Genomic DNA, 17574 nt, shown 5'->3' on the forward strand with positions numbered 1-17574 from the left:
GCCCGTCAGCCGACGATGCGGGCGTCGGACACCAGCGGCTCACCGACCAGCGGCGCGCGGGCATATCCCTCGACCCGCTTGCTGACGATGGAGTACCAGACCTCGTCACTCAGGTAGAGCGTGACCTGGTTCTCCCACAAGTACCTGGCGGCGGCGGTAACCGCCTGCTGACGCTCATCCGGCCCGGCCGCACGCTGCGCGGCATGCAGCGCCTCGTATTCGGCGTCGCTGTAATGGAACACCGCTTCCGCCGTCCCGCCGGTATAAAACCCGAGGATGAAGTCCGGATCGTTGTTGAACGACGCAAGCGTGTTCAGGCTGATGTCGTAGGTGTTGTAGGACGAGCGGAACGCACCGACCTCCAGCCGCTCGACCTCCACGGTGATCCCGACCTGCTGCAGAGAGGCGGCGATAACCTGGTCGATCTCGATCTGGTTGGGCACCAGCGTCGAGGTGGACATCCTGAGCGTCACGCCGTCGGGATAGCCGCTTTCCGCCAGAAGCGCGCGCGCCTTTTCAGGGTCGTACTCAAAGCGCGTCTCAAGTTCTTCGTAATAGGGCGCGTTGGTCGGGATCGACGACTGCGCCACCGGGTTCAGCCCGCGCATCAGGCTGGCCGCGATCCCCTCGCGGTCGATCGCATGCGCGACGGCCTGGCGGACCTTCAGGTCCCCCAGCGGGCCGTTGTGCTGGTAGATCCCTACGATCTGCGCCGGCGGCGAGACGGTGGTGGTATAGAAAGCGTCGTTCCCCTCGATCCGGGCGATATCCTCGGAGGAAACTCGCGTCAGGATATCAACCTGCCCGGAGAGCAGCGCGTTGATGCGGGCCTGCGCATCCTCGATATAGCGGAAGATCACGGTGGCGATGTTTGGAGCACCGCCCCAGTAGTCGGGGTTGGCTTCCAGCGTCACGTCGGTGCCGTTGTAAGACACAAAGCGGTAGGGCCCGCTGCCCAAGGCGCCATTGGCGAAATTGTCGGGATTGGCGATATTCGCCTTCGGCAGGACCTTGATGAAGGCGAGCGCAGACATCACGACACCGAACGCCTGGGGCGAGTTCACCTCGATCTCGGTCGGCGAGACAATGGTGACGTTGATTCCCGGCGTCGCCACCATGGACTGGGGCAAGGCGCCGTCGCCAAGCCGGTCGATACTGGCCTTCACATCCTCGGCTGTGACGGGGGTACCGTCGTGGAAGGTCGCGTCGCTGCGCAGGGTCAGGGTGACGAGCTGCGGGTTAACAAAGGTCCACTCGGTCGCGAGGCAGGGTGTCAGCGCCCCCTTCTCGTCGAAAGCGACCAAGGTGTCATGGACGAGCGAGGCGACCTGTTCGTCGACAAGGCCGAAACCCGCTGCGGGATCCCAGTAGTTCGAGGTCGGCGGCTCGGCGTTGCCGAAAGTGAGCGTCCCCGTGGCAGTCCCTTGGGCGAAAGCGCGTAACCCGGCGACGGAACTCAGCCCAATCGTTGCGGGCAGGCTCAACCCAGCAGCGGCCGCAGCCTTCATGAAGGAGCGGCGGCGCATGTCCTGCAGGCGCCCGGTTTTATCGTGTTCGTTCATGTTGTTATTCCCCTGTCGTCGATAGCCATCTATGGTGGCAGGCCTAGCGATACCGCATACGGTATACCGTAGTCAAGCATCCAAAGCCCCTGTAACCAATGGCTGCCATGCAGCAGGGCCTCGGCTACCCGAGGCCCGACAACAAAGCCGTCACACCGGGCGTTACCGGTACATCGGTCACCCGAAACGGAAAACCTTCGAGGGGAGGAAGTGCTCACACGACCCGCGGTCATGAGCTGGCGCAATTGGCCCGCAGATCGCGGCGAAGGTTTCCCGGAGCCAAGGGTATCGGTGCCGGGACGGCAGCGCATCGCTATGCCTGTTGCGAGTAGAGGTCGTGGAACATCAGGGCAGACGTCTGCAGAAGGAAGCCACCGAACGCCAGGTGCTGGGCTCGCGGCGGGATGGTATGGACAAGCTTCACGCTGACCTTCGCGAATGTCGTGATCATCGGGACGATGACAGCAGCCGCCGCGATGTTAACTTAGCTGACCGAGGATGTCGGCAGCCCCTCGGTTCCGTAGCCGGTGACAGCGTAGACGATGGCGCCGGGCAGACCGGCCAGGAACCCACCCTCGATACCGGCGCCGAGCGCCACGATGCCGAGCATCAGGAATTCCGAAAGTTCAATGCCCGCGATGGCCTGCCAATTGACGTGCCATTGGTCCGCACGGGGCGCACATGCCCGCCCCGCGCGTGTCACGGTCTTGACGTTGGGATCGTGGGATCAGACCCGAACCATACCCGCATCAACGTTGATCGTCTGGCCCGTGATCCACTCGGCATCGTCAGACACGAGGAACGAGGCCACCTTCGCGATATGCTCCGGCTGCCCCCTGCCCGGCATCGCCTGCAGCATCTCGACGAAGTCGAAGCTGTCCGCATGCGGGCTGCCCTTGACCCCGTCACTGTCGACGAGTCCCGGTGTCAACGCGTTCACACGTATGCCCGCGCGCCCGATCTCGGTCGCAAGAGCCCGGGTGAAACCGATCACGCCGCCTTTCGACGCGACATAGGCGGCCATGTTGGGGGTGCCCGCAAAGAAGCTGTTGGACGAGATGTTGAGCACCACGCCCGGCTTCTTTTCCGCGCGCATCATGTCGGTCGCCTTGCGGCTGGTCAGGAAGACGCCGGTCAGGTTGGTATCGAGGATCTTCTGCCAATGCGCCAGATCGACCTCGTCCCAGGAAATGAATGGAACGATCCCGGCAGCGTTGATCAGGATATCGACGGCCTTGCCTTCTGCGACCGTGTCGAAAAGCTCGGCGACGTCCGCCTCGCTCGACACATCACATCTCATGCCGCGCGCGCCATGTCCGATTTCGGCCGCTGCGGCCTCTGCCCCCGGTCCGTTCCTGTCGGCGATCACCACCGTGGCCCCATCTTCCGCCACCTGCCGGGCGATCGCCTTGCCAATACCCTGTGCCGCGCCGGTGACGACGGCCAGTTTGCCTTGAAGTTTCGCGTTCATGTCGTTGTCCTTTTGTGAACTTCGGGGCGCGATGCCCCGGCCGTTATCCGATTGCCTGGTCCCAGTACGCCTGCGCCGCGGCCAGTCCCGCACCCACGTCCACGTCCGCGCCGAGCGCCTTCAGCGCCCCGCCAAGGGCCGCGGCGGCGACAAGCGCGTAAGCGGGCTGAGCAGTCGGGCCCATGTGACCGACGCGGACAAGCTTCCCGAGCGTCTCGGCCCGTCCGGCCGACAGCGAAACGCCGTAGCGCGCCCGCGTCTCGGCCAACACCGGGGCCGCGTCTATCCCCTCGGGCATCTTCACGGAGGTGGTCGTCGGCGAGGCGATCTCCTCGCGCGCGGCCCAGATTTCCAGCCCCATTCCGGTGATCCCGGCCCGGCAGACCGCCGCGGTCAGCGCGTGCCGTGCCCAGACCGCCCTGTCGCCTTCGGCAAGGTAGAGGTCCAGGGCCGCGTTCAGCCCGTTGATTTCTGCCACGGATGGCGTGAAGGGAAAGGCCTCGGTCTTTTTCCAGGCGTGGCGCCAGTCCTTGAGCGACAGCATGGAGGCGAAGGGCGCATCCGGGTTGGCCTCGATCTTTTCCCATCCGGCATCCGACACCGCGACCAGCGAGAGCGACGGCGGACAGCCGAGGCACTTGTTCGGGCCGGTCACGAAAATCGCCGCCTTGCAGTCGGCAGGGCTCACGTCTATGCCGCCGAAGGACGACACCGCATCGACGATCAGCAGCGCCCCCGCGTCGGCGACGATGCCCCCGATGGCGTTGATGTCATTGATCGTGCCCGACGGCGTATCGTGGTGACAGACCGACACCACCTTCACATCCGGGTTTTCAGCCAAGAAGCTGCGCACGCTTTCGGGATCGATCGCTTCGTTGTAGGGCACCTCGATTTCCCGCAGCTCCTTGGCGTAACGCGCGGCCCAATAGCCGAACCCCTTGCCATAGACGCCGGAGGCGAGGTTGAGCACCACGTCGTCCTTCGCGATGAGCGAGGCAGCGGCGGCCTCCAGCCCCAGGACCGGTTCGCCCTGCAGGATCAGCGGCGGCGTGTCCGTGCCCAGAACCGCCTGAGCCTTCCGGGCCACATCCTCGAAGAAGGCCTGGAACGCCGGGTCGTAATCATAGAGCACGGTCGTGCCAAGGGCGCGCAGCACCTCCGGATAGGCATCGACCGGCCCTGCCGTCAGTGTCAGCACTGGCGGCTTTGTCTCTGCGTAACGCATAAGATCCTCCTTGTTGTTATCCGTAGAAATTCACGCCGGTCCGGTAGTTCGCGAAGCTCTCGGGATCGTGCGAGAACAGCACCTCGGCATCGAGATCGGCTTCGATCTGCTTCAGCCGGCGCATGGAGCGGACACCGGCCACCGGGTCGATGTGGAAGCCCGCGTTGATGTCGTGGTCGTAGCTTTTCTTGGTGTAGGCCGCGTCCAGCGTCAGCAGCAGCGGGCGGCGGTTGTCGAATTCGACCAGCAGCGAGTAATGCCCAATGGTGTGGCCGGGCGTGTAGATCAGCTTGACCCCGGGGGCGAGTTCCACATCGCCCTCGATAAGGTCGTATTTCGTGTTCGCGGCTGTCTGGCCGGCGGTAAGCTGATCGGTCGCGCCGCGCGCCTCGGCCACCTCGGTCGAGAAGCCGAGATCCGAATACCCGAGAGCTTCGAACACCTCGCAGTCGGCCGCCTGCGGTAGTTCCTGCTTGTGACAAATCTTCTTCGCATGGGGGAAGAACTTGTTGCCTCCCACGTGGTCGAAGTGGAAATGCGAGTTGAAGACGACGTCTATGTCCTTGGGCTCAAGGCCCAGAAGCTTCAGCGCACCGGGAATGGTCTGCTGTTGAGTCTGTTGCGGCTTTTCGAAGGCGAGCGCCCGCTGCACGTGGTCGTAGTCGAAGCCGGTATCGACCAGGAAGCGGCCCTTGGGCGTCTCCACCAGCACGGAATAAACTGGAAAGCGAACTTCGCCGCCGGGCCCCTTGTTCCACCAGATGTGAAAACCGTCGAGCACCAGCGTGCCCCCGTCGAGCAGATACACCTTGTTGTCGGGCATTGGATTCTCCTTCCTGTTGAGTGTCTTGCGGGGCGCGTTCAGCGCGCCCCGCGTTCGTAGGCGATCCCGAGGGCCGCAGGCAGCTTCGCGCGGCGACCGAACAGGACGAGCACCAGCATCACCGCCGCGAAGGGCAGCATCTGGATCACGTCAGTCGGGATGTTCGAGCCGGCGACCTGAAGCGCCGTGGTCAGCGAAAGCGCGGCGCCGAAGATCAGCGCACCGATCAGCACCCACAGCGGGCGTCCGCGCGCCAGCATGGCAAGCACGATGCCGATGAAGCCCGCGCCGCCGGTCATGAAGGGCAAGAACAACCCGGCGCCGATGTTGGCCAAGTAGGCCCCGCCCAAGCCGGCCATGGCCCCTGTGAACATCACTGCCGCGACCCGCAGACGCCCGACGCTGCCACCCGCGACGTCAAGGGCCGAGGGTTTCTCGCCCGCCGCGCGCAGGGTCATGCCGAGGTTGGTGCGCCTGTAAAGCAGCGCCAGCACGATCATCCCGAGCAGCGCGAGGTAGACGATCGGATGCCGGCCGAAAAGCGAGCTGCCGATCACTGGCAGGTCCGTCAGCCCCGGAACATCCACGCGCACCGGCGCGGGAAGCCGCGGATAGGTGCGCGAGAATTGGAAGTGGTGCAGAAGCGCTGTCAGCCCCTCTGCCCCGATTGTAAGGCCGATCCCGATGACGATCTGGTTCAGGCCAAGGCGCACGCACAGGAACGCCATGATAGCCGAGACCATCATGCCCCCGAGGATCCCGCCCAGGAACCCGAGCCAGATGGAATGGGTTTCAAAGGCGACCAGGAAGCCAATGTAGGCCCCCATCAGCATCATGCCCTCGATCCCGATGTTGAGCACACCCGCCTTTTCCGACATCTGCTCGCCAAGACCGGCAAGCAGGATCGGAATTGCGGCAACGATGGCCCCGGTGAGCAATGAGGACAGAAAGGCGTCCGTCAGCAAGGCGTCCATGTCAGCGTTCCTTCCGGCTCTTCTTGTGGTCGATGTATTCGCCCAGCCCGAGACAGATCAGCAGCGAGGCAACGAGGACGAGGGTGAAATCCTGCGGCACGCCCAGGCGCCGCGCCGCGCTTTCGCTACCAATGAGCAACGCGGAATAGAAGAAGACCAGAACGATCGAGGCATAGCCGTTGAACCGCGCGAGGAAGACAAGCGGAATGACCATCAGGCCGTACGCCGGGTTCCAGTCGGCCCGCACGTTTCCCTGCACACCAAGAATGTCCGCAGCACCCGCCAGACCGGCGAACCCCGCCGAAAGTCCGAACACCGCGACGGTCAGAAGCGGCACCGAAAGGCCCGCGTGGGTCGCCGCCGCCGGGTTGGCCCCGACGACGCGCAGGCGCATGCCGAAGGATGTTCGGGTCATCATCAGGTGAACCGCCACGACCGCGACAAGGCCCCAGATCAGCCCCGAGGAAATCGAGGTGTCGAAAAGGCGCGGCAACCTGTCCGCGACCGGCAGCGTGCGGGTCTGGGGGACCGTGGTACCAGGATCCAGCAGCACCAGCTTCACCAGCGTCGATGCCATGAGCACACCGAGGAACGACATCATCAGCGTGGTGATGATCTCGTTCACGCCCTGGTACGCCCTCAGAATTGCCGGCAGGACCGACCAGATTGCACCTGCGATCGCCGCCAGCACGAAGCCGACGACCAGGACCAGCCACCCCGGCAGAACCCCGACCAGCAGCGGGGCGCTCGCCGCCGCTGCCACCGCGCCAAGCAAGAACTGCCCGTCGGTTCCGAGGTTCCAAATCCCCGAGCGAAAGGCGATGATCAGGCTCGCCACCAGGAAAAGAAGCGGCGCCATGCGGGTCGCCGTCTGTTCGAGTCCAAGCCCCGACAGGAGACCGCGTTCCAGGATATACCCGTAATATGTTAGCGGGTTCACCCCGACGAGAAGCAGGATCACCGCCGAAAGGAGGAACGCCCCGACGATCGGCCCGATGGTCACGGTCAGAAGACGCTGGAAGGCGCTGCGGCCCTGCCTCGGCCCGGCACCGTTCTCAGGCGCCGCTGATGCGGCGATTTCGTCTGCCATACTCATACCTCGACCGTTTCCTTGTCCATTTCGCCCGCCATCAGGCGGCCGATACGCAGCCGCAGCGCTTCGCCGGTGCCGTCGTTTTCGATGATGCCGTGAATGCGCCCGCCCTCGATCACCGCGATGCGGTCGGAAAGCGCCATGAGTTCGTCAAGGTCGGTCGAGATCAGGATCACCCCGGTGCCGTCGGCCGCCACTGCCCCAAGCCTGTCGCGCGAGGCGTCGATGTTTTGCAGGTCCAGCCCATATGTCGGCTTGTTGAACACCACGACCTTGGCTTCCCCGGTCAGCTCGCGTCCAAGAAGCACCTTCTGGATATTGCCCCCCGAAAGCCGGCCGATCGGCGTGGCCTCGCTCGGCGTGGACACCGCGAAGCGCTTGATCAGGTCACGCGCATGGTCGGCGATCCGCGCGGGTCGCTCGATGCCGCTGACCCAGAACGGCGGCTCGCCGATGTCTTTCAGCACCGTGTTCTCCGCCACGGCGAAAGCCCCGACGGTGCCCTCTTCAAGCCGGTCATCGGTCAGGTAACGCAGCCCGCGGCGGCGGCGTTCGGAAACGCTCAGCCCGGTAATGTCAGCGCCGTCAAAGCTTACGCGGCCCGAGGTCACCGGCCGCTGCCCGGCAAGCGCCTCGGCCAGTTGCTTCTGGCCGTTGCCGTCGATCCCGGCGATGCCGAGGATTTCCCCGGCCTTCAGGTCCAGCGTGATGCGGTCGAGGCCGAGGACATCGTTGTCCCCCTCGGTGCAGAGCCCCTCGACAGACAGGACGATCTGCGCGGTCGCGGTCGTCTTGCGCCGGATCGGTTCGGCAGAATCGGAACTGCGCCCGAACATCATGGTCACGACCTGTTCGATCGCCTCGGCTTCCGAAAGCGCCGAAAGGGCCTCGGGGGCGAGTTGCCCTGCAAGCCTTCCCTGCTTCAGGACCGAAATCCGGTGGCCGAAGTGATAGGCCTCGGAAAGCTTGTGGGTGATGAAGATCACCGCAAGCCCCTTGTCGGTCAGTTGGCGCATCCGCGCGCCCAATTCCTCGGCCCCCTGTGGGGTCAGCATCGAGGTCGCTTCGTCCAGGATAAGGACCCGGCTGTCGCGCAGCAGGGCGCGCGCGATCTCGATCTGCTGCTGCTGGCCGAGCGAAAGATCCCCGGTGCGCGCATCGAGCGGCAGGGACAACGCGAAATCGCGCTTCAACTCGTCCATCCGCGCCTCGACCCCCGCGCGATGGGAGGATTGCCACCATGGCGCGCCCAGTATCAGGTTCTCCAACACGCTCAGCGTCGGCACCAGCATGGAATGCTGAAACACTGTTGATATACCGGCGTCCAGCGACGCGGAGGGGCTGGCCAGCCGCGTCCGTTTTCCGTTCACCGAAAGATGACCTTCGTCAGGTTCCTGCAGCCCGGCGAGAATACCGACGAGCGTGGATTTGCCCGCCCCGTTTTCCCCGAGCAGGACATGGACTTCGCCCGCGTTGATGGCGAGCGAGACATCGTCCACGGCGACGACGCCGGGAAAGCGTTTCGTGACGTTGACGAGGCCGACGAGTTCTGCCCCCCCGGAGGGGGACAGGGTTTCGGCTGCATTGGCAGGCTGTGCCATCCGTCTTACTCGGCCAGCGTGACGAGCGCGCGGACATCTTCCGCGTCGAAGATCGGCTCGATGGTGATGTCGCCAGCGACGATCTGCTCGCGCAGCGCCATGATCTCGGCCCAGACGGCATCGTCCATCTGCGGGGTCTTGAGCAGTTTGACGCTGTCGTCGGCAAGCCCGATCGCATAGCCGTGCGAACCGAATGTATCGGCCCGGAGGTCTTCGATCATCGCGGTATAGACCGGGGTCATGTCCCAGACGACAGAGGTCAGAAGATGGCCCTGGTCTAGGTCCGACTTGTCCCCGATGACGTCGATGAACAGGACGTCGGATCCATCGGTCGCCTTGTTGTTCTCCACCGCCTGGATCATGCCGAAGGACGACCCGTTGCCCTGGCCGAAGATGATGTCGGCGCCGGCCGCGATGACCGACGTGGTCACTCGGTTGCCGCCGGCCGCGTCGGAATAGGCCGCCGGACCAATCACCGAGTAGAGGACCTTGACTTCAGGGTTCTCGGCCTTCACGCCCTCGGCAAAGCCGGCGGACTGCGAGTTCCAGGACGGCGGCTCACCCGACACGACGATACCGACCGTGCCGGTGGTGGTCATCTTGGCGGCGAGGCGACCGGCAAGATAGGCCCCCTCATGACCGGACAGGGTGTAGTCGGCGACGAGTCCCAGTTTCAGCCCGTCGGGCGTATCGACGATGGCGACCGGCACGCCGGTTTCTTCGGCGATCTCGGGCCCAGCGGTGTTGTAGCCCGACGCATGGGCCAGCATCAGGTCGGCGCCCTCGGCGGCAAGCTCACGCATGGGGGCGCGCACGTCGCCGTAGCCCAGGCCCTCGGCGATGATCAACTCGACTCCGGTCGCCGCCGCGGCAGCCTTGGCCGCGTCGACACCCTGCTGGTTCCAGCCGTAGTCACTTCCCTGTTCCGGCGTAAGGATCGCTATGGTATCGACATCCGCGGCGATAGCGGCGCCTGAGAGCATGAGCGCCCCGATTGTCGATGAAAGGATGAATGTCTTCATGTCTTCTGACTCCCTGTCAGTGTCTCGGCCCGACCGCGCAAGCGCGGTTTTGAAGGGCCTTCGAGCTAAGAGTTGCGCCCTTGCCATCGGGCTTGTCACAGCCGCATCCGCAGTCGCGGAAAGCGGGGCGTATGTGCCGTATTCCGGCATCATTCATGGGACCGAAGGCGCGACGGAGGTCACGCTGACAGTCGAAAACGCTTTGGACGCGACCCTGACCTGCGAGGCGAGCCTGGCGCATTGGTATTCGCAGTCGCTCGACCAGGTGGCCCCAGGCGGCGCGCTTCAGGTGAGCCTCTGGCATGACCCGGAAACCGGCGTGCTGAACCTGATGAACGCAACTGACGATCGGATGCCGGTCGAGGCGATCTGGTGCGGCGCCGCGCCGAACTTCTCGGCCACGCGTGGCCGGCTCAGTCTGCCGATACAGAAGGACGCCCTGCCCTTCACCGGCATAAGCTATGTCTGCACGATGGCCGGGGATGCCCCCCGGACCACCTGCGACATGGCAACGGACTAACCCGGCCATCGCCCGTTATTCCGCGCCGAGGACAGCGGTGATCCGGTCGTAAACTGCGACCACCTCGGGATTGTCGGCGATGACCTCGCGCCCGACCTCGGCAAAACGCGCCATGAGCTGGGCCTGCTCCTCCTCGGAAAGCTTGAGGATCTGTCCGCCATTCTCGACCCAGGCGGCGTTGGCCCGCTCGACGTTGGCGACGCCCCAGGGAAAGACCGTCTCTTCTGCCGCCCGCCCCGAGGCGATGATGGCCTCCTTCACCTCGTCGGCTTGCGCCTGGAACCACATCTCGTTGACAAGGGTCAGCGACACGATTTCCGAGAAGTTCAGGTCGGTCACGTGCTGCGCACTGTCATAGAACTTGAACGCGGTAAGGATCGGCATCCCTGCCAGCATGCCGTCGATCCCGCCCGACTGAAGCTGCGTGGTAACTTCGGACAGCGCGAGCGGCGTGGGGTTCACGCCGATGGACTTCATCGGGTCCATCTGCAGGGGCGAGGCGAATGTGCGGATCTTCAGGCCGTCGAAACCTGCAATGCTGTCGACGGGTTCGGTGGTCAGGACAACGGTGGGCGAGTTGTAGATCGCTCCGACCACCCGGATACCCTTGTCGAGAAACAGCGTCTCGAGGTACTCGCGGAAGTCCGGGTTGTGGATCACCTTGTCCACCGCCTCGGGGCTGTTGAACAGGCCCGGCACGTCGAAGGCTTCGAAACGCGCATCGACGTTCGTGACGAAGGAGGTCGGTGTAGTAAAAGCCTCGATCGTGCCCAGCAGAACGCCTTCCGCCATTCGCGGGATCGCGCCGAGCTGGCTTGCCGGGTAGATCTCGACCGTCACAGCATCGCCGACGCGCCCCTCCATCTCCCTGGCGAATTCCTTCTGCCATTCGTGCTGCACGTCGTTGATGGTCGCCGACGCAAGCTTCATCACGGTTTCGGCCTGCGCGGCCCCCGCGATCAGCGTTATCGCCGTGGCGGCCGCCAAACCGGCGCGGGCGATCCTGGTCGTTACAAAGGTCGTGTCATGTTTCATGTCTGGGTTCCCTGGAGTTGTGATCTTTGTCCCTACGACATGCCGTTGAGCAGCATGAGCGACAGCGCGGGGAAGAGAGTGATGAGAGCAAGCGCGGCGATCTGGACCGCCATGAAGGGCAGCACGCCGCGATAGATGTCGCCCGTGGATACGCCGAGCACCGACTGTGCGACGAAGATGTTGATACCGAAGGGTGGCGTGAACATTCCGATCGCAAGGTTCACGGTCATCACGACGCCGAAGTGGATCGGATCGATACCGAGAGATACGGCGATCGGCACAAGAAGCGGCGCCAGCACCAGGATCGCCGATGTCGGGTCGAGGACGCAGCCGATGGCCAGCAGCAGCAGATTGACGCTCAGCAGGAAGGCGAGCGGCGACATACCCGCATCCGCCGTGGCCGCGATCAGCGCTTGCGGCACGCCCTCCACGGTCAGCACCCAGCTGATGACCCCAGCGGCCGCGACCACCACCATGATCCGCGATGTCAGCATCGCCGCGCGCACCGCAGCTTCGACAAGGCCCTTGAAGGTCAGGGTCCGGTAGATGAACAGCCCGATCACCGCGCCATACGCAGCGGCGAAGCCGCCCGCCTCGGTTGGGGAAAAGAAGCCGGTATAGATACCGGTCAACACCGCAACAGGCATCGACAGCGCCGCCCAGGAGGATTTCAGCGCAGGAATCACCGCGGCAAGGCGAAACGCCGCGCCCGAGGGCAGCCCGTCGCGTTTCGCGGAATAGGAAATGAAAAGCGCCATCAGAAGCGCGATCGTCAAGCCAGGAATGATCCCCGCAATGAAGAGCCGGGGGATCGATTGCTCCGCGGCCATACCGTAGAGGATCATGGCAATGGACGGCGGGATCACGATGTCGATGGCCCCGGACGAGGCGATAAGTCCGACAGCCCGGCGTCTGCCATACCCCGCCTCGATCAGCTGCGGGTACATATTGCGCCCGACCGCAGCGACAGCCGCCGCGGATGAGCCGCAAACCGTGCCGATCATGGTCGACCCGCCAAGCGCTGCGACCCCCAGCGAGCCGGGCACCCGACCGAACAGCGTCCGCACGAGGGCGATCAGCCTGTCCGCGATCCCGCTAACCGCCATCAATTCGCCCGCGAATACGAAGAACGGGACCGACAGCAGCGCATAGGCGTCCAGCCCACCAAAGATCGTCTGTTGCAGCGCGATGAGCGGCGGGCCGTCGAAAATCAGAAGAGCAATCGCCGCGGCCGCCAGTAGCGCGACGAAGATCGGCGCGCCGATGGCCAGCAGGGTGACGACGACGAGGCCCAGGGCGGCGCTCATGACCGCGCGCTCCGCGAAAAGAGACGCGACAGGTCGGCCAGCAAAAGCAGCGCAGTGACGAATGCGATCCCTGCGAACCCGACGAATATCGCCGAATGCGGCACGACCATAGGAATTCGCAGCGCCATCGAGGTTTGGCCGATCATGGCAATCCGCTCGATGAAGTTCAGCGAGTGGTAGGCGATGAACGTCGCCGAGAACAACGTCACGAGGTCGATAAGAAGCTGCAGCGCCTGTCCCCCTCGTACCGAAAGGGCCTGTTGCAGAAGGTTGATCGACAGGTGGCTCCGCTCGCGCGCCGCAAGGATCGCGCCGAGCATGACGATCCAGATCATGCCGTAAACCAGGACTTCGTCGGCCCCGGTCATGGCATACCAGCCGCTGTATCGACCGACCGCATTGGCCACGTTTACCAGGACCAGAAGGATGAGCCCGAGCCCCAGCGCGACGCTGAGCCAACGGACCACCAGCCGTTCAAGCCGGTCAAGAAGCCTGGCTGTCGGCATGGCCGTCATTCGCGGCCCTCGAGTATGCGGCGCAGGGCAACCAGCTTGCGCCCGCGCTCGACCGGCAGGCTGGCCAGTTCCTCCTCGCTGTAGGTGAAAAGCCCCTGCCCCGTCTTCATGCCGAGGTTCCCCTCGGCGTTCTTCTGCGCCACCATCGGGGCCACGTCGGCGCGGGTCGAAAGCTCGGCATTCAGGAAGGAAGACACGGACTCGTAGATGTCGAGCCCGGCCATATCCAGAAGCCGCATCGGCCCAATCGCAGACAGCTTGAACCCGATACCCCAGTTAACACAGGTGTCGAGGTCCACGGGATCGATCACGCCTGCATCGACAAGATCCACACATTCGCGCAGAAGCGCATAAAGCACGCGGTTCTCGACGAACCCGGGTACGTCCTTCTTCAGGACCACCGGCAACAACCCGAGCGAGGTAATCAGGTCGCGGATGAACGCAACCGTTTCGGGGGCGGTCTGCTCGCCGCCGATGACTTCGATCATCGGGACGATATGGGGTGGGTTCGACCAGTGCATCCCGACGAACCGTGCCGGTTCCGCGACATGGGCCTGAAGCTTGGTGATCGGAATGCCCGACGTATCGGTGGCGATAACCGTGTCCGGGCTCACGAGCGCGGCGAGCCGCGCATAGACTGTGGCCTTGATCTCCACGTTCTCGGGCACGTTCTCGATCACGAGGTCTGCGCCCGCAACCGCCTCCTCCAGATTGGAGAGGAAGCGGACCGGCGCACCTTCCGCGGCGATGCCGAGTCCGTCCAGGGCCGTCGCGATCATCGGTTGCAATTTCTCGGCGCGCGCCAACGCCGCGGAATCAAGGTCATAACCTGTGACCTCGTGCCCCCCACGCGCCAGCCGCGCCGCCATGCCGGGCCCCATGGACCCCATCCCGATGACCGCAATCTTCATGTGTCTGCTCCCCTTTTTTCTTCTAATCCGACCATCAGCCCGCCGTCGCCGCGGCATAGGCCGAGCGCGCTTTCATGCGGTCGAACCAGGCTTCGAGGTTCGGCAGCGCGGGCCGGTCGAGGGGGAAGTTCAGGCAACGTCCGACGATGGGCGCGAGTGCGATATCCGCAAGCGTGAGCTTGTCGAGCGCGAAGAACTCCTTCCCTGCGATGTGACTGTCGAGAATGGCAAGCTGCGCATGCAGGTCCTTCACCTGCCCGGCAAACTCAGGCGGGCGTTCATCCTCGGCAAGTTTCGATCCCTTGAACGCGGCCAGATACCCGGCGTTGATCGCGGCCAACAGGAAATCCATCCACCGTTCGACCTCGGTCCGCTCGGCGGGGGTCGCCCCGGTCAGCTGTCCCGCCTGCGTCGCAGCGAGGTAGCGCAGGATGGTGTTGGACTCCCAGATCACCACGTCACCGTCGACCACCGTCGGAACCTTCGCGGTCGGATTCAGTGCCAGGTATTCGCTGGTTTTGGTGTTTTCGAACAGGCGCCCGTAGTCCTCGCGCTCATAGGCGATCCCTGCCTCTTCCAGCAGGAACAGAACCTTTTGCACATTGCCGGACGTCTTGCGTCCCAGGACCTTGATCATTCTTTTTTTCCTTCATTGCATTCTTTGTTCACCTGGCGTCGCCCCGGCGGTCAGAGAGGTTTATAGACGATGGCTTCCATCTCGATCAGCACGTTGATCGCGGCGGACCCTTGAACCGTGGTCCGGGCGATCACGCATCTGTCGAAATATTTCTTGAATTCAGCGTTGTAGCGGCCGAAATCCCGCATGTCCTCGAGGTAGGTCGTGACCCGGACCACGTCCTTCAGGGTCGCCCCTTCTTCCGCGATGATGCGTTCGATGGCCTTGATCGTGTTGGCGGTCTCTATCTCGATCGAACCCTGGATCATGTTCCCATTCTCGTCCTTGGAGACCTGCCCCGAGACGTAGATGTAATCGCCCGCGCGCACGGCCGGATAGAATGGCAGGTTCGGGTTCTTTGTCCCGATGGCGTAGTGCTGGTCAGAAATCTTGCTCATGATTGGCCTTTAGAAAACGCTGGTTTCGATGATGTCGACGCCATGGACCCGGTCGATCAGGTAGATGATTCCACGGTCGTCGATGGTGACGTCGTTGGACGAGGGGCGCTCGCTGCCCGCCGGTGCATCCGGCAGGAAATGCCCGACCTCTTTCGGGGCGAAGGGATCCGCGAAATCGACAAGCCGCATCCCCTGCGCGAACCAGGCGAAGGGAATGATCGTGCCCTCGAACCGTTCAGAGGGCTGGTGACACCCCATCATCGGGTCCTGCGGACTGCCATCCTTGTCGAGGCCTTCGACCTGGAACGTCGAGATCGGGATCGGGTTCGTCTCGTCCGTGATGTCATAGATCCAGGTGAAGGCGGGCGCGGCCGGGTAGAGCTTGGCCACGTCTTCATCCGCGACCACCATGACATCGCGCCCCTTGAGCTTCTGGGGGAACGGCAGGCAGGTATGCGTGGGATGGGGAAACGCCGCCGAGGTGTTCACGCTGGAAATCAGCTTCGGCTTCGACATGTCCTCGATATCGAGGATGAAGAGCCCCTCGTGCCAGTAGCTGGTGTAAAGCCGGTTGCCCCGGCGGATCGGGTGATGGCAGCGAGGCGTCACACCGTAAAGCCAATCGGCTTCCTCCCCCCCTTCAATGTGCTGGCCGGGAACCCACCAGCGGCCCACTTCCTGCGGATTGGTCGGATCGTCGAGATCGAGGATCATCGCGATATTGCCGATGTAGCCATCAACGGTGGGCGAGATGTAGGCGTAGCGGCCGTCGAAATCGAAACGATGTACACCACGCCCGCCGGTGATCCACTTGTGGATCTGCCGGGGATTGTCGGGCCTCGTTACGTCATAAATCGTAAGGCCGCCCCCGAATTCCCAGTCGCCGTTCGGGCCGAGCTTTTCGTGGTTTACCAGCATCAGCCCGTCTTTCGACACCCGCACCTTGTGCGAGTGCCAGCCGTCGGGAACCTCGATCCGCGCGATCACCTTCGGATTGCGCGGATCGGCCACGTCCACGATGGTCGTCCCGCTCGGGTTGCGCATGTGCCCGATGTAGAGAATGTTGTTCTCAACCCAGACCTGCCCCCCACCGGGGCAGTCGACATGCGACAGCAGTTTGGCATTCAAGGACGACCCCATTCGGACGCGCTCCTTTTTCAGTATATTTTTCAGTTATTTGTGTGGGGCGAACTCTCAGAGGTAGCGCACCACATCCCCTTGCGCCGTCCGGCCCCAACGCTTGTAGAGCGAGAGTTTCTTCAGGGTCGGCTCATCAGAGGCCACGAACAGATAGACCGGCTCGCTGTCTGACCCGTTGTGGTGCTCGCACCAGGCACCACCGGGGACCGCCAGCGTGTCGAACTGGTTCCAGTCGTAGCGCTCACCGTCGATGATCGAGTAGCCCGACCCCTTGAACGGCGCGACCAGCAGGCTTGCGGTCTGGCGCAGCGGCAGGGTCTTTTCGCCCGGACGCAGCATCTGCGCGAAGAACGTAATGGTCTTGAAAACGGACTCGCCACGGGTCGGATCGGTGTACTCGATCATCAGCGCCTCATGCGGGTCACCGTCATGATCCTGGAAGCGGTCGAAAAGAGCCTGCATCGCGTCCCAGCGATAGACGTACTGCGGCGAAGACAAGCCTCCCCCGCGCCCATGGTCGACCCAACGCGGCAGAAGCCCGCCCTGACCATATACCGCGGCAGAGTAATCGTTCGGATACCTGGAGGCCTGAACCTTCTTTTTGACTTCGACGCCATCCTCGATTTCGGTGTAGTTGTGGTCGAAGTGGATCGCGTTCAACGTTTCGACCAAAGGCAGGTCCAGCACCGAAAGGTTCACAGCTTCCTTGTTTCCGATCGTGCCATGGTTGTGCCACGCGTCGTTCGGGGTGAGCACCATATCGCCCGGCCCGAAGGTTACGTTCTCCCCCTCCACACCAGTGAAATTGCCGGCTCCGGTCAGGCCGAAGCGGATGGCGGAGGGGCTGTGCTTGTGCGGCGGCATGATTTCATCCGCATCGTTCAACCGATAGGCAGTGTACATCGTGGATACGGTGGCGCGCTTCGGATTCAAGCCCGGGTTCACCAGCACCAGCGAGCGGCGCTCGCTGTCATCCATGGTGATCAGTTCTGCCGAGGTCCGCATCAGCGGCTCGATATCGTCCTTGTAGCTCCAGACGTAGGGCACGGCGCGCGCGGTGGCCATCAATTGACGCACCTCGTCATTGGTCACGTCATCGGTCGTCGCCCAGAACGGGAACATGTTCTTCTGGGAAATGCCGTCATACATGTCCTTGAGCGCTTTCTCCCGGTTGGAGCCGCTCTCCACCGCGCCAGGGCTGGTCGTATTCGTCATCTTGGGGAACTCCTTTGTACGATTCGAGGACGAGCCTAGCAGGGATTAAAACCAAAACAAGTTTTTTGGTAATTATTTTTGGTCCC

19 protein-coding genes are annotated in these 17574 nt (G+C 63.5%); 1 reads left to right on the forward strand and 18 read right to left on the reverse strand.

Features of this window, described 5'->3' with window-relative positions; translation table 11 throughout:
- Nucleotides 1–5: 5 nt before the first annotated feature.
- The 10 genes from DJ029_RS13110 to DJ029_RS13150 all read right to left on the reverse strand — a co-directional run bounded on the left by DJ029_RS13110 (nucleotide 6) and on the right by DJ029_RS13150 (nucleotide 9771).
- Nucleotides 6–1562 (reverse strand): ABC transporter substrate-binding protein, encoded by a 1557-nt coding sequence (locus DJ029_RS13110; RefSeq protein WP_112322918.1) that lies wholly within the window; start codon nucleotides 1560–1562, stop codon nucleotides 6–8.
- A gap of 313 nt (nucleotides 1563–1875) precedes the next feature.
- On the reverse strand, nucleotides 1876–2013 hold the full coding sequence (locus DJ029_RS21750) for a hypothetical protein (RefSeq protein WP_157966371.1): 138 nt from the start codon (nucleotides 2011–2013) through the stop codon (nucleotides 1876–1878).
- Nucleotides 2014–2046: 33 nt separating this feature from the next.
- Nucleotides 2047–2172 carry a hypothetical protein gene (locus DJ029_RS22415; RefSeq protein WP_258165090.1) on the reverse strand — a complete coding sequence of 42 codons (126 nt, stop codon included), beginning with the start codon at nucleotides 2170–2172 and terminating at the stop codon, nucleotides 2047–2049.
- A 117-nt stretch (nucleotides 2173–2289) separates the two neighbouring features.
- A complete protein-coding gene (gene pldH / locus DJ029_RS13120; RefSeq protein WP_112322920.1) occupies nucleotides 2290–3033 on the reverse strand; it encodes a pyridoxal 4-dehydrogenase, SDR-type in 744 nt (247 codons plus the stop codon).
- Between the two features lie 43 nt (nucleotides 3034–3076).
- Nucleotides 3077–4258 carry a pyridoxamine--pyruvate transaminase gene (ppaT, locus tag DJ029_RS13125; protein ID WP_112322921.1) on the reverse strand — a complete coding sequence of 394 codons (1182 nt, stop codon included), beginning with the start codon at nucleotides 4256–4258 and terminating at the stop codon, nucleotides 3077–3079.
- A 16-nt stretch (nucleotides 4259–4274) separates the two neighbouring features.
- Complete coding sequence (gene pldA, locus DJ029_RS13130) at nucleotides 4275–5081, reverse strand: 4-pyridoxolactonase (RefSeq protein WP_112322922.1); 807 nt, start codon at nucleotides 5079–5081, stop codon at nucleotides 4275–4277.
- 38 nt (nucleotides 5082–5119) lie between these two features.
- A complete protein-coding gene (locus DJ029_RS13135; RefSeq protein WP_112322923.1) occupies nucleotides 5120–6055 on the reverse strand; it encodes a putative B6 ABC transporter permease subunit 1 in 936 nt (311 codons plus the stop codon).
- Nucleotide 6056: 1 nt separating this feature from the next.
- Entirely contained in the window at nucleotides 6057–7151 is a 1095-nt protein-coding gene (locus DJ029_RS13140) for a putative B6 ABC transporter permease subunit 2 (RefSeq protein WP_112322924.1), read from the reverse strand.
- Complete coding sequence (locus DJ029_RS13145; protein ID WP_112322925.1) at nucleotides 7148–8749, reverse strand: putative B6 ABC transporter ATP-binding protein; 1602 nt, start codon at nucleotides 8747–8749, stop codon at nucleotides 7148–7150. Before DJ029_RS13145 ends, DJ029_RS13140 begins: the two co-directional genes overlap by 4 nt.
- A gap of 5 nt (nucleotides 8750–8754) precedes the next feature.
- Nucleotides 8755–9771 (reverse strand): putative B6 ABC transporter substrate-binding protein, encoded by a 1017-nt coding sequence (locus tag DJ029_RS13150; protein ID WP_198671150.1) that lies wholly within the window; start codon nucleotides 9769–9771, stop codon nucleotides 8755–8757.
- On the opposite strand from DJ029_RS13150, the gene DJ029_RS13155 reads away from it, so the two are divergent.
- A complete protein-coding gene (locus tag DJ029_RS13155) occupies nucleotides 9770–10291 on the forward strand; it encodes a hypothetical protein (RefSeq protein WP_157966372.1) in 522 nt (173 codons plus the stop codon). The genes DJ029_RS13150 and DJ029_RS13155 overlap by 2 nt on opposite strands.
- A gap of 15 nt (nucleotides 10292–10306) precedes the next feature.
- On the opposite strand, the gene DJ029_RS13160 is transcribed toward DJ029_RS13155, so the two are convergent.
- From DJ029_RS13160 to DJ029_RS13195, 8 genes are read right to left on the reverse strand one after another with little or no spacing between them, the layout of a single operon-like run.
- Complete coding sequence (locus tag DJ029_RS13160) at nucleotides 10307–11326, reverse strand: TRAP transporter substrate-binding protein (RefSeq protein WP_112322927.1); 1020 nt, start codon at nucleotides 11324–11326, stop codon at nucleotides 10307–10309.
- A gap of 32 nt (nucleotides 11327–11358) precedes the next feature.
- Nucleotides 11359–12633, reverse strand: a complete 1275-nt coding sequence (locus DJ029_RS13165; RefSeq protein WP_112322928.1) for a TRAP transporter large permease — start codon at nucleotides 12631–12633, stop codon at nucleotides 11359–11361.
- Entirely contained in the window at nucleotides 12630–13148 is a 519-nt protein-coding gene (locus DJ029_RS13170) for a TRAP transporter small permease (RefSeq protein ID WP_112322929.1), read from the reverse strand. The genes DJ029_RS13165 and DJ029_RS13170 overlap by 4 nt, the downstream gene beginning before the upstream one ends.
- The gene (fhmpcd1, locus tag DJ029_RS13175) at nucleotides 13145–14059 is read right to left on the reverse strand and encodes a 5-formyl-3-hydroxy-2-methylpyridine 4-carboxylate 5-dehydrogenase (protein ID WP_112322930.1); all 915 of its coding nucleotides are present in this window, start codon (nucleotides 14057–14059) and stop codon (nucleotides 13145–13147) included. The genes DJ029_RS13170 and fhmpcd1 overlap by 4 nt, the downstream gene beginning before the upstream one ends.
- A gap of 34 nt (nucleotides 14060–14093) precedes the next feature.
- On the reverse strand, nucleotides 14094–14696 hold the full coding sequence (locus DJ029_RS13180) for a glutathione S-transferase family protein (protein WP_112322931.1): 603 nt from the start codon (nucleotides 14694–14696) through the stop codon (nucleotides 14094–14096).
- A 50-nt stretch (nucleotides 14697–14746) separates the two neighbouring features.
- Entirely contained in the window at nucleotides 14747–15133 is a 387-nt protein-coding gene (locus DJ029_RS13185; RefSeq protein WP_112322932.1) for a RidA family protein, read from the reverse strand.
- Nucleotides 15134–15142: 9 nt separating this feature from the next.
- Nucleotides 15143–16273, reverse strand: a complete 1131-nt coding sequence (locus tag DJ029_RS13190) for an LVIVD repeat-containing protein (RefSeq protein ID WP_112322933.1) — start codon at nucleotides 16271–16273, stop codon at nucleotides 15143–15145.
- A gap of 54 nt (nucleotides 16274–16327) precedes the next feature.
- The gene (locus tag DJ029_RS13195; protein ID WP_112322934.1) at nucleotides 16328–17488 is read right to left on the reverse strand and encodes a cupin domain-containing protein; all 1161 of its coding nucleotides are present in this window, start codon (nucleotides 17486–17488) and stop codon (nucleotides 16328–16330) included.
- Nucleotides 17489–17574 lie beyond the last annotated feature (86 nt).

Source organism: Oceanibium sediminis (genome assembly GCF_003265325.1).
Taxonomy (GTDB): domain Bacteria; phylum Pseudomonadota; class Alphaproteobacteria; order Rhodobacterales; family Rhodobacteraceae; genus Halovulum; species Halovulum sediminis.

Excerpts from the sequence above, each read along its gene's own strand:
- DJ029_RS13110 (WP_112322918.1), bottom strand. The coding sequence starts at position 1,562 with ATGAACGAACACGATAAAACCGGGCGCCTGCAGGACATGCGCCGCCGC.
- DJ029_RS21750 (WP_157966371.1), bottom strand. The coding sequence starts at position 2,013 with ATGATCACGACATTCGCGAAGGTCAGCGTGAAGCTTGTCCATACCATC.
- DJ029_RS22415 (WP_258165090.1), bottom strand. The coding sequence starts at position 2,172 with ATGCTCGGCATCGTGGCGCTCGGCGCCGGTATCGAGGGTGGGTTCCTG.
- pldH (WP_112322920.1), bottom strand. The coding sequence starts at position 3,033 with ATGAACGCGAAACTTCAAGGCAAACTGGCCGTCGTCACCGGCGCGGCA.
- ppaT (WP_112322921.1), bottom strand. The coding sequence starts at position 4,258 with ATGCGTTACGCAGAGACAAAGCCGCCAGTGCTGACACTGACGGCAGGG.
- pldA (WP_112322922.1), bottom strand. The coding sequence starts at position 5,081 with ATGCCCGACAACAAGGTGTATCTGCTCGACGGGGGCACGCTGGTGCTC.
- DJ029_RS13135 (WP_112322923.1), bottom strand. The coding sequence starts at position 6,055 with ATGGACGCCTTGCTGACGGACGCCTTTCTGTCCTCATTGCTCACCGGG.
- DJ029_RS13140 (WP_112322924.1), bottom strand. The coding sequence starts at position 7,151 with ATGAGTATGGCAGACGAAATCGCCGCATCAGCGGCGCCTGAGAACGGT.
- DJ029_RS13145 (WP_112322925.1), bottom strand. The coding sequence starts at position 8,749 with ATGGCACAGCCTGCCAATGCAGCCGAAACCCTGTCCCCCTCCGGGGGG.
- DJ029_RS13155 (WP_157966372.1), top strand. The coding sequence starts at position 9,770 with ATGTCTTCTGACTCCCTGTCAGTGTCTCGGCCCGACCGCGCAAGCGCG.
- DJ029_RS13150 (WP_198671150.1), bottom strand. The coding sequence starts at position 9,771 with ATGAAGACATTCATCCTTTCATCGACAATCGGGGCGCTCATGCTCTCA.
- DJ029_RS13160 (WP_112322927.1), bottom strand. The coding sequence starts at position 11,326 with ATGAAACATGACACGACCTTTGTAACGACCAGGATCGCCCGCGCCGGT.
- DJ029_RS13165 (WP_112322928.1), bottom strand. The coding sequence starts at position 12,633 with ATGAGCGCCGCCCTGGGCCTCGTCGTCGTCACCCTGCTGGCCATCGGC.
- DJ029_RS13170 (WP_112322929.1), bottom strand. The coding sequence starts at position 13,148 with ATGACGGCCATGCCGACAGCCAGGCTTCTTGACCGGCTTGAACGGCTG.
- fhmpcd1 (WP_112322930.1), bottom strand. The coding sequence starts at position 14,059 with ATGAAGATTGCGGTCATCGGGATGGGGTCCATGGGGCCCGGCATGGCG.
- DJ029_RS13180 (WP_112322931.1), bottom strand. The coding sequence starts at position 14,696 with ATGATCAAGGTCCTGGGACGCAAGACGTCCGGCAATGTGCAAAAGGTT.
- DJ029_RS13185 (WP_112322932.1), bottom strand. The coding sequence starts at position 15,133 with ATGAGCAAGATTTCTGACCAGCACTACGCCATCGGGACAAAGAACCCG.
- DJ029_RS13190 (WP_112322933.1), bottom strand. The coding sequence starts at position 16,273 with ATGGGGTCGTCCTTGAATGCCAAACTGCTGTCGCATGTCGACTGCCCC.
- DJ029_RS13195 (WP_112322934.1), bottom strand. The coding sequence starts at position 17,488 with ATGACGAATACGACCAGCCCTGGCGCGGTGGAGAGCGGCTCCAACCGG.